Below are 9,347 nucleotides of genomic sequence, written 5' to 3' on the forward strand. Positions count from 1 at the left end.
AGGACTCCCATGAACCCGATCCTTCCTGCTCTCGGACTCTGTGCCCTCCTCCTCACCCTGCCCGTCCAGGCGGCCGCCCCGGATCCCTTGGTGCAAGGCACGGAGGATCATGAAGCCCAGATCCTCGGCTGGTCCGCCGACGGCAAGCGCTTCGCCATGCGCCTCTACCTGCACCCGCCCTTCACCTCGCGCGCGGCGCCCAATCCGCCGCCGTACTGCGAGGGCTACGTGAACCACGAGAATCACTACTTCCACGGCGGGCTCGTCTGGCTGGCCTATGAGCGTGGCCACCTGCTCGACAGCTTCGTCATCCTCGCCCCGGACACGTGCACCCCCATCCCCGAGGCGGAGCAGCGGCTGGCGGCCGCGAAGAAGAAGCTGGCCGAGCTGGGCATCAGCCTGGAGGCCACCGGCCAGGAGCTCGTCCCTCCCGTCAACACCAACACCCTCGCCGTGGACCAGGGGCCTCATGCCCCCTACACGCTGGAGTACGAGGAGCACACCACTGCGCAGGCCCCGAACTCGAAGTCCGGGAACAAGCGTGGCACCCTGGAGCAGTCCGTGTACATGCAGCAGGGAAAGGCTCGGCAGAAGCTGCTCGGGCGCAAGGTCCCCTACGAGTACTCGGCGGCCATGATGGGCTACCTGAGGACGGGGCTGGATCGGGTGTGGCTGTCGCCGTCGGGCTCGACGATGGTGGTGCTGGGCTACGAGCGCGTGGGCAACATGAGCGGAGGCCGCAAGTCCCTGCGGATGCTGGGCATGCTGGGCTGGTCGGGCAACGCGCTCAAGCCGCTCTGAGTGCAGGCTCGTCTCCACCGTCCGGACTCGAAATCTGCCGCCTGCACGAAACTTCTGAGAGGGTTTCTCGATAATTGAGAACACAGGTCCCTCTTGCCGGAGAACCCATGAAAGTCACCGCCTCGAAGCCGCAGCTGACTCAGACCGCCACGGCCTCAACCTCCGAGGGCGTGCTCAAGACCCGGCACGACACGCTCAAGACCCGCCACGACACGCTCAAAACCCGGCATGACGCGACGCGTGATTCCTTCGAGCCCGCGCTCAAGACCCGCCACGACACGCTCAAGACCCGCCACGACACGGCGCAGAGCTCCGAGGGCGTGCTCAAGACCCGCCACTGAGCCACACCGTCCGAGCCTGAGGTCACTTCTTCACAGTGACCGCCAGGAAGCCGCTGAACCTTCCGCCCGTGTCCGCGTTCCCGCCCTGAAGCGAGGCCGGATACAGGCGGGAGATGTTGCCTCTTCCCCGCCATGAGAAGGAGCGGACCGGATTAGGTCGCTTGCCGCGTCTTGCCTCACAGCATGTCACCTCCTAGCTACGAGACGCTGGATGGCTCAACGCCGGAGATCACCCCGCTGGCGGCGGAGCACGGGCGGCGGCTCCCCTTGTCCGCCTTCACCCTGCTGGCCGGAGGAGATGCCTTCGAGTCCCGCGGTGGCAAGCCACCCCCGGACGGCGCGGCCCGGGCTCGCGCGTATGTGAAGGCCCAGGTGACGCTCGTGGCCCACGGCGCGCCCCCCGAGCAGTTCCAGCGCGTGGAGGCGGACATCGTCCGGCAGCTCTCGGGCAACCTCCAACTGATTGGACGCCTGGAGGCTTCGCGGCCGGTGACGATCGATCTCATCCCTCCCGGTCAGCCCATGGCGAAGTACGGCTATCCGCGCTCCGTCTCGCCGCAGGCCGCGGGGCTCTTCTGGGATCACCCCGACTGGGAGCGGGCGCGCATCGCGCTGAAGCAGGACAAGATCGGCGTCGAGCCGCACCTGGTCTTCCACGAGATGGCGCACGCCATCCAGGGCCTGGCCTTCACCCAGGAGGAGAACGATCTCGTCTACCGCACCATGCTGCGCACCTACCGCAGCCGCGCCATGGTGGACGAGGTGTTCGCCCTCTACAGCGAGCGGGAGTTCATCCCCTCCGTCACCGCCCATGATCTGCGCGCCCCCGGCGTGTACGGCCTGGCGCGCCAGCGCTGGAACGAGGAGCACCTCTTCACCCGCTTCGTGCGCAACCTGTACTTCCCCTACAAGCCGCTGGCGGGCCAGGGCTCGGGCGGCTCGTTCTCCTCGTTCGAGGGCTGAGGTCCAGGCAGGGAGCGCGGCGGCTGCTGGCCGGGTGCACCTTGACAGGGTGTCCGCTATAACGGATATATTGCTTCATCCGTTTTCACGGACGACCGTCCGATAACGAAGAGGGTGGTTCCATGAGCGCTGCCGTGATCGACCTGCAGGACTTCCGCAAGAAGCGAGAGGCCGAGCAGTGTCAGATGGCACGCCCCGCCCCAATCCGGCCTTGGCTGCCGGTCTGGGTGTGGGTAATGGTCTGGCCTGCATGAAGTCCGTACGGGAGAACACCGGCCGTAAGAGTCGAGGCGCCTCGGCCCGCCGCAAGGAGGCGGAGCCCACCCCGGAGCTCGTGCCTGCCCCTCCAGAGCCCCCCGCGACCAAGCCACCCGACGCCCGCTCCCCCGGCGCCTCTGCTCCCACCGGAGACGAGGCGTGGACGTACGAGGTGGCTCACCCGGATGCGGATCAGGATCTGGTGCCGATTGTCGGCCGGAACCTGCGGCGGCTGCGGATGCAGCGAGGGCTGTCGCTCGAGCGGCTGTCAAAGGCCTCGGGCGTGAGCCGGGCGATGCTGGGTCAGATCGAGCTTGGCCAGAGCGCGCCCACCATCAACGTGCTGTGGAAGATCGCCCGCGCGCTGGATCTGCCGTTCTCCACACTGATCAGCACCACGGGCGGCGCGGGCACTCGGCTGATGCGGGCCTCGCAGGCCAAGCGGCTCACCTCGCACGATGGGCGCTTCGCGTCCCGGGCGCTCTTCCCGTTCGACGAGCCCCGGCGGGTGGAGTTCTACGAGCTGCTGCTCAAGGGCCACAGCGAGGAGCGGGCCGAGCCCCACCCGCCCGGCACGCTGGAGAACCTCATCGTCACGCGCGGCACGGTGGAGATGGAGATCGGCGCCGAGCGCCACCTGCTCGCCACGGGAGACGCCATCCTCTTCGAGGCCGACAAGCCCCACGTCTACCGCAACGTGGGGCCCGAGGACGTCACCATGTACCTGGTGATGACGTACGCCGAAGCGGTGGGGTGAGCTACTTGGCCATGCCCATCATCATGGGCATGCCGTTGCACATCATCATCATCGGCGCGCCCATGGCCATCATGGAGTTCATGGCGTCGCAGCACTCCTTCATCATCGCCATGTCCTGACCGTCCATCGGCATCATCTTGCAGACCATGCCGTCCTTGCCCATCTCGCAGGTCATCCGGGTCATCATCGGCATCATCTGACGCATCATCATGGGCATCATCATCGGCATGCCCATGCCCATGGGCATCATCATCGGGTTCATGCCCATGCCCTGGTTCATCATGGGGTTCATGCCGCCCATCATCATGGGGTTCATGCCCATCATCCCGCCCATCATCATCGGGTTCATGCCCATCATCGGCATGCCCATGTTCATCATGGGGTTCATGCCCATCATCGGCATGGGCATGGGCATCTGCTGCTGAGGCATGGGCATCGGCATCGAGTTCGCGGTCATCATGGTCGGGTCGTCTCCCCCCGGTTCCCCGGGATGTGAAGAAGCGCCGTGTGGATAGAGCAGGTGCCCTGAGACCGCGAGTGCGCGGCAAAACACTCGTGCGCTTTCCTCCGGGGCAACGGAGGCTCGGCCAAGACGGCGGAGGCGCTGCCGCCTCACGCGGAGGATCGTCTGTTGGCGCGGACGAGGACGTCACGCGCAGGACGAAGGGCTCCCGTTAGAGACCGCACACCCAGGAGCCCTCGGGGGCAAGACGCGCTCAGTCTTCCGCGTCGCCGTCCTGGCTCTTGTGGGCGCTCTCCAGCAGGGCCCACAGCATCTTCACGCCCAGGTTGGGTTGCTCGCGGCTGAGCTTCATCAGGGCGGAGCGGCTGAAGCGCAGGGCCTCGCCCTCGGAGACAGCCCGGCAGGCCATGGGCGCGGGGATGGTGCCCGCCAGCGCCCGCTCTCCGAAGAAGGTCGCCGGGCCCTGCTCGATACTGCGGCCGTCCTTGGTGATCTCCACGCGGCCGGAGACGACGACCCAGAAGGCGTCGAGCGGATCGCCCTGCTTGAGCAGCTCGTCCCCATCCTCGAAGGGGTGCCGCTGGCCGGCCTCGAACAGCTTCTTGAGCTCCGTGCCGTTGAGCTGGCCAAACAGGGAGGAGGTCTTCAGCGCCTCCATCCCCTCCATCATGTACAGCGGGTTGACCGCCAGTTCCGTGCGCTCGTTGTCGTTGCTCTGTCCCACGTGCCCCTCCCGGCATACGTCTTGCCCCAGACGCTAGAGGCAAAGCCGCGGGCCGGGCAACGGCTGGATGCCACTCCGCCCCCCTTTGCCGTGCTTCCCGTCAGGCGTGGCGCAGGAGGGAGAAGAGGCGGCGGCGTCCACGGACCGATCGGGAGAACCCGGGCAGGCGGCGCTGCGCTCGGAGCACCGTCCCGAACACCAGCACGGCGATGGCCGCCACGATCTGCCCTCCGAGGATGACCCGGTTCACGTCGATGGCCGGCCGCCAGAAGGCCTTGCCCTCGCGAACGATGAAGGCGCCCACGGGCCGGGCCGACAATCCGAAGCCGCTGCCTTGTCCGCTCCCCTGCTCCGATGGCCCCTTGCCCTCTCCTCCCCCTGCTCCACCCCTCAGCTTGGCCGCGGGGATGATGACGGCATCGCCCTGCTGGACGGGCTCACCGAATACCTGCCTGGCGCTGATCCCACTGCGGGTCTTGTCGAGCAGCTCGCTCACATCCATGGCGTTCTCCTCCCGAGAAAGGCACTGCTGCTCAGGTATGCACTCGCGCGGAGCCGGTAAGGAGAGAGGGAGCCGGGCCCTCCCCAGGCTTGTGCTCGGGCACCCTGGCCTGCTGATCTCTGGCCGTGCACTTCTTCCAAGGTGGGAACCTCATGAGCCCGGCGAGGCAGCCCCTCACTCCCTCGGGGGCTTCGTGGCTGCTGGTGATGGGTTTGCTGCTGGCGCCGCGGGCCTGGGCGGAGGACACCCCCATCGTCAACATCATCCCGCGCTACCCCGCTCAGGCCTCGGCTCCGATGGAAGTTCCAGGCCCGGAGGCGCGGGGCAGCGTGGGCTCGCTCACGGACAGGCAACTGCCGGCCAGCCGGGAGTTCCTCCTGCGCTACCCGGCCTCCAGCGATGTGGAGCAGGGCGTTGGCTCCCTGGAGGTCTGGCCTGAAGCGGAGGATGACCGCCGCGAGGAGGGGGACTCGGCTCGGAACGTCCAGCTCGGAGACGCGAAGTGCACCCAGCCTCGGGAGGACGGAAAGCAGACGTACCTGCTCGGCATGGTGCTTCGGGAAGAGGCGGGCAAGAAGTTCCTCGAGGCCAAGGTCCCCGCGCTCCAGGTGGGGCAGAAGTTCTGTTTCCGGGTGACGCCCAGCTTCTCGCTGACGGCCTTGCAGGCGCAGGCGCTGGCCGTGGGCGCGACCGAGGAGCTCGTCACGGCCTTCATGGCCTCCCCCGGCCAGCGCGCGAGCTGTGATGGGCACGATGACGCTCCCTTCCAGGCCGCGCTGGTGAACGCGCTGAAGGCGCAGAGGTACCAGGGCAACGTCTTCAACGTGACCCAGGCCGCGCAGCTGGCCCAGCGCGGTTATCTGACGGCACTGGAGCAGGCCCGGCCGAACAATCCGTGCTTCGAGTTCATGAATGCCCTGAACACCGAGCCCTCGATCATGGCCCTCGCGGACGCTCAGCGGCGCGTGCTGAGCGCGGAGAAGCAACTCCAGCAGCTCCCCCTGCAGCTCCCGGCGTTGCGCTCGCCCCTGGTGAGGCTGTCGTCCGGAGGGATCGTCGAGGCTCGAACGCTCGTCACGGGCAAGCAGGGGGATGTCGAGACCGCCGCGGCCCAGCTCGATGCTCGCAAGAACGACTTCGCGGAGTGGACTGCCTCGCTGACGGCCTGGGCCTCGGCGTTCGAGACGCTGACTACCGCTCAGGACAAGCCGCAGGCCACGGCCCAGCTTCAACAGCAGCTCTCCGGGGGACAGCTCCCCAAGCCCGCGGGCTTCGAGCTCTGGAACGGCCGCCGCTTCCTGCCGACGGCGCAGTTCGTGAAGGATCCCGGCACGGACCTCGACGCCACGCTCGCCACGTTGCAGTTGCTGCCCGCCAGCCCGGAGCGAAACCAGTGGATCGCCGCGCTGACCGAGCTGCGCGCCGCCAGGCAGAACCGCGACACCGCCCAGAAGGCGCCCGCGGACTACCAGGCCCAGCTGGCGACGCAGGTCAAAGCGCTCCGGGAGCTCGTCCTCCAGGCCTTCTCTCGCGAGGACGTGCGCAGATCGCTCGTGGTGAGCGGCACGCGGAGCGTCCTGACCCCGACCGCGGGCATCGGCGAGACCCCCTCCAAGGCAAACTTCGCCTCGCTGGATATCGGCGCGGTGTTCGCCTTCCCCGGGTTCGACACCTGGGCCCTGCCGTACCTGGGGCTGAATGTGTACACGGTCCCCGTGGACCGGACGATCACTCCGGGAGCGCTGACCGGCAGCACGCTGGATCGGGTGCGGCAGCGCGTCTCGTTGACGTTGGGAGTCACGCTCACGGCTCCCACGAGCGCCGGACGTACGCTCGAGGCCCCGTTCCTCGGGCGCTATCCGTTGCTGGCCGTGGGCCTGCGCTTCGGCGAGTACACGCGGCTGGTGGCAGGCAGTGTCTTCTACAACGTGAATGACCCCAACCCCGCCTCCGCGGACAAGAAGCTGCACGCGGCTCCGTTCGTCGGAGCGTCGCTGGATGCGGATCTCGTCGACCTCTTCACCAAGAAGCTCTGAGCCAAGGAATCCCTCTCATGGCGACCCTGCAGATCTTTCTCTCCGAGCCCATCCACACCGGACAACCGGAGTCGGCTGCCGTGATGGTTGCCGGTGCGCCGCAAGGCGGCGAGGTGGAGATCATCCTGTCCCAGACCCAGGGCAAGCAACCGTTCTGGGGGCCGCAGACCGCGAAGGGAACGGCGGACATGACCGGGATAGCGTTCGTCACGTTCGATCTGAAGTTCGCCGGGCCGAGTCCAGCGGCCTGCCTCAAGGTCACGGCGCGCGACACGATCGGCACCTACTACGAGCCGGATGCGCATAGCTTCCAGGTGCTCCCATGAGAGGTGCGTGGCTGCTGCGGATCGTAGCGCTGGGGGCGCTCGCGGGTTGTGGAACGGATCTGGCGTTCGTTCCTCCCGAGCAGGTGCTCGCGCTCACTGCATGCCCGGAGGGTGCGAGTTGCGAGGAGGTGGCGGATGGCCGCTCGCGTATCACCGTCGAGGCCTGTGTGCCCGAGAGCGTCCACACTCCTCGGGCCGACGCGCAGATCACACTCACGCTCTCGGCGGGGCAGTGGGAGGGACAAGCCGCCTCGGCTCGAACGGTGAGCGCTTCGATCAAGACGGACCCGTGTTTCAGGCCGACGCTGGTGACGACGACGGCGCTGACCACGATCCGTGTCGACGCGGAGCTGAAGGGCGTGCGGCAGTTCATCGAGATTCCGTTGCAGCCCGCCACGCTCACGGCGCTGGAGCTGGTCCCCGGGCCGCTGCAGCCCAGGGCGGGACAGGAGACCCAGTTGCAGATCCAGGTGCGCGCCGCGAATGGCGGCCTGCCCACGCAGGGAACGCGCGTGTCCTTCGAGGTGATGAGTGTGGAGCCCGCCACGGGCCAAGTTAGCCTCTGGCCGGACCAGACGGAGGTGGACGGGCAGGGCAAGGCGCTGGGCCGAATGCTGCCTTCGCCGGAGGTGACGAGGCTGAACCTCCGGATTCGGGCCATACCGCCGGGTGCGCTTTCCTCGGTGCCAACGCTGGAGAGGACTTTCACCCTCAACGTGGCTCCGCCTTGAATCGCATGTCTCATCGAGCATGGTTGCCCTGGGCACTGCTCTCCCTGATTTTGGCGCTGAGCTGTAATAGCCGTTTGGGGAAATGCTCCGGCGAAAAGACTTCTTCTCCAGCGCCGGAGGCGCTCGAACATCCTCTACCCTCGCCAGACTTCGAAATCTTCCCCCTTGAAGAGCGCATGCTCAGCCGAGAAGGCCTGGAAGATCTAACGAATCGATACTCTTTCACGATCATGCTCACCGCTTCCATTCCGCGAGGTGGAGTCAGGAAGTGCAGTGGGGCCATCATTGCCCCTCGCCTGATTCTGACTGCGGCCCACTGTGTCTGCGTTGGCGGAAAACCCACCCGAGGACAGAGCGAGGCGCCAACAATCTCCAAGAGCATGACCTGTGCGGAGAGCGCGACCGTGACAACCGCCATCTATGACTCATCTCAAGGAGTTCTGGAAAACCTCTTAGGCGGGCAGTACGAAGATCACGCGGGTAAGGTTCACCCGCATCCTGATTTCAAGCTCCTCTCAGATAATGAGACAGCAGCCACCTCAGCTGATCTTGCGACCATTGTGCTGGACCAACCAGTCTCCTCCGCATTCCACCCGGTTCGGCTGGCACTCGATGAGCCGAGTCCTGGAGAAAGCGTCACCGTGGTTGGTTATGGCCAGGATGAAACCTCTGGTCTGACACTCGGCGTCCGCCGATTCGGCAGGGCGAAGATCACAAGTACCAGCCAAGAAGGAGGTTTTCTCGAGACGCATGGGCTCGTGGCCTTGAGCAGCAATGGTGGAACTTCCTGCCTGCATGAGCACGGGCAGGAAATCGCATTGATGGGCCTCACCAGCGGCTATGCTGGCGAGAGACCAGCCTTCACAAGCGTGTATCATTACAGAGATTGGCTCCTTGCCGAGCTTCAGCAGGCAAACCCACTCGAACTCAAGGGCTCCCGGCCATGAACGACAGACTGAGGTCGCTGACGCCGTTCGCAATACCCCTCGCCATGATGTTCGTCTGTGCAGCATGCGCAGGGAGCGCTCGTCCTCGCGAGGAGTCCCTGGCAATAAACGCTTTGCCCGAGATGCAACCCGCCGACGAGATCTTCAACGTCTCGAACAGCAACAAGGACGACAGCAACCACTATGCGTCCGCCGTCCTGGTTGCCATCTCAGGCGTCCCCGAGTGCAGCGGCGTGCTCATCCATCCTCGCCTCGTCCTTACGGCCGGACATTGCGTATGCCGAGGGCGCGAAGACAAAGACACCACCACCCTCGACAGCTCAACTTGCGAGAAGTTCGCGACGGTCATCGCGATTGCCTATGCCAGCCCAGGACAGCGCCCCTACATCCAGCGCTACACCGGAGTTGTGCGCGCCCATCACGACTTCAAAGCCATCCTCAAGAAGAAGAAACTCCTCGTTCCTCCCGATGCAGCGGTCGAGGGCAGCACGGTTGAAG

The 9,347-nt window shown here is 66.1% G+C and carries 12 protein-coding genes; 9 read left to right on the forward strand and 3 right to left on the reverse strand.

Annotated features, from left to right (window positions below; genetic code table 11):
- The first annotated feature begins 9 nt into the window (after positions 1-9).
- The 4 genes from ACJ8AT_RS33495 to ACJ8AT_RS33510 all read left to right on the forward strand — a co-directional run bounded on the left by ACJ8AT_RS33495 (position 10) and on the right by ACJ8AT_RS33510 (position 3,120).
- The gene (locus ACJ8AT_RS33495; protein ID WP_407742030.1) at positions 10-801 is read left to right on the forward strand and encodes a hypothetical protein; all 792 of its coding nucleotides are present in this window, start codon (positions 10-12) and stop codon (positions 799-801) included.
- Positions 802-908: 107 nt separating this feature from the next.
- Entirely contained in the window at positions 909-1,142 is a 234-nt protein-coding gene (locus ACJ8AT_RS33500) for a hypothetical protein (protein ID WP_407742031.1), read from the forward strand.
- A 183-nt stretch (positions 1,143-1,325) separates the two neighbouring features.
- Positions 1,326-2,105 (forward strand): hypothetical protein, encoded by a 780-nt coding sequence (locus ACJ8AT_RS33505; protein ID WP_407742032.1) that lies wholly within the window; start codon positions 1,326-1,328, stop codon positions 2,103-2,105.
- Positions 2,106-2,355: 250 nt separating this feature from the next.
- Entirely contained in the window at positions 2,356-3,120 is a 765-nt protein-coding gene (locus ACJ8AT_RS33510) for a helix-turn-helix domain-containing protein (protein ID WP_407742033.1), read from the forward strand.
- 1 nt (position 3,121) lies between these two features.
- Here ACJ8AT_RS33510 and ACJ8AT_RS33515 read toward each other — a convergent pair whose 3' ends face one another.
- From ACJ8AT_RS33515 to ACJ8AT_RS33525, 3 genes are all read right to left on the reverse strand, one after another.
- Positions 3,122-3,580 carry a hypothetical protein gene (locus ACJ8AT_RS33515; RefSeq protein ID WP_407742034.1) on the reverse strand — a complete coding sequence of 153 codons (459 nt, stop codon included), beginning with the start codon at positions 3,578-3,580 and terminating at the stop codon, positions 3,122-3,124.
- Between the two features lie 256 nt (positions 3,581-3,836).
- The gene (locus ACJ8AT_RS33520) at positions 3,837-4,307 is read right to left on the reverse strand and encodes a cyclic nucleotide-binding domain-containing protein (protein ID WP_407742035.1); all 471 of its coding nucleotides are present in this window, start codon (positions 4,305-4,307) and stop codon (positions 3,837-3,839) included.
- Positions 4,308-4,407: 100 nt separating this feature from the next.
- Positions 4,408-4,809 carry a spore germination protein GerW family protein gene (locus ACJ8AT_RS33525; protein ID WP_407742036.1) on the reverse strand — a complete coding sequence of 134 codons (402 nt, stop codon included), beginning with the start codon at positions 4,807-4,809 and terminating at the stop codon, positions 4,408-4,410.
- Positions 4,810-4,961: 152 nt separating this feature from the next.
- Here ACJ8AT_RS33525 and ACJ8AT_RS33530 point away from each other — a divergent pair, with 152 nt between their 5' ends.
- The 5 genes from ACJ8AT_RS33530 to ACJ8AT_RS33550 all read left to right on the forward strand — a co-directional run.
- Positions 4,962-6,845 carry a hypothetical protein gene (locus tag ACJ8AT_RS33530; RefSeq protein WP_407742037.1) on the forward strand — a complete coding sequence of 628 codons (1,884 nt, stop codon included), beginning with the start codon at positions 4,962-4,964 and terminating at the stop codon, positions 6,843-6,845.
- Between the two features lie 17 nt (positions 6,846-6,862).
- Positions 6,863-7,171: a hypothetical protein gene (locus tag ACJ8AT_RS33535; RefSeq protein WP_407742038.1), complete on the forward strand. Its 309-nt coding sequence runs from the start codon at positions 6,863-6,865 to the stop codon at positions 7,169-7,171.
- On the forward strand, positions 7,168-7,902 hold the full coding sequence (locus ACJ8AT_RS33540) for a hypothetical protein (protein WP_407742039.1): 735 nt from the start codon (positions 7,168-7,170) through the stop codon (positions 7,900-7,902). The genes ACJ8AT_RS33535 and ACJ8AT_RS33540 overlap by 4 nt, the downstream gene beginning before the upstream one ends.
- Positions 7,903-8,078: 176 nt before the next feature.
- The gene (locus ACJ8AT_RS33545) at positions 8,079-8,849 is read left to right on the forward strand and encodes a trypsin-like serine protease (RefSeq protein WP_407742041.1); all 771 of its coding nucleotides are present in this window, start codon (positions 8,079-8,081) and stop codon (positions 8,847-8,849) included.
- A gap of 122 nt (positions 8,850-8,971) precedes the next feature.
- A partial coding sequence (locus ACJ8AT_RS33550) for a trypsin-like serine protease (protein WP_407742040.1) occupies positions 8,972-9,347 on the forward strand: 376 nt, incomplete at its 3' end.

The sequence above is a fragment of the Hyalangium sp. genome (assembly GCF_045802625.1).
GTDB lineage: Bacteria > Myxococcota > Myxococcia > Myxococcales > Myxococcaceae > Hyalangium.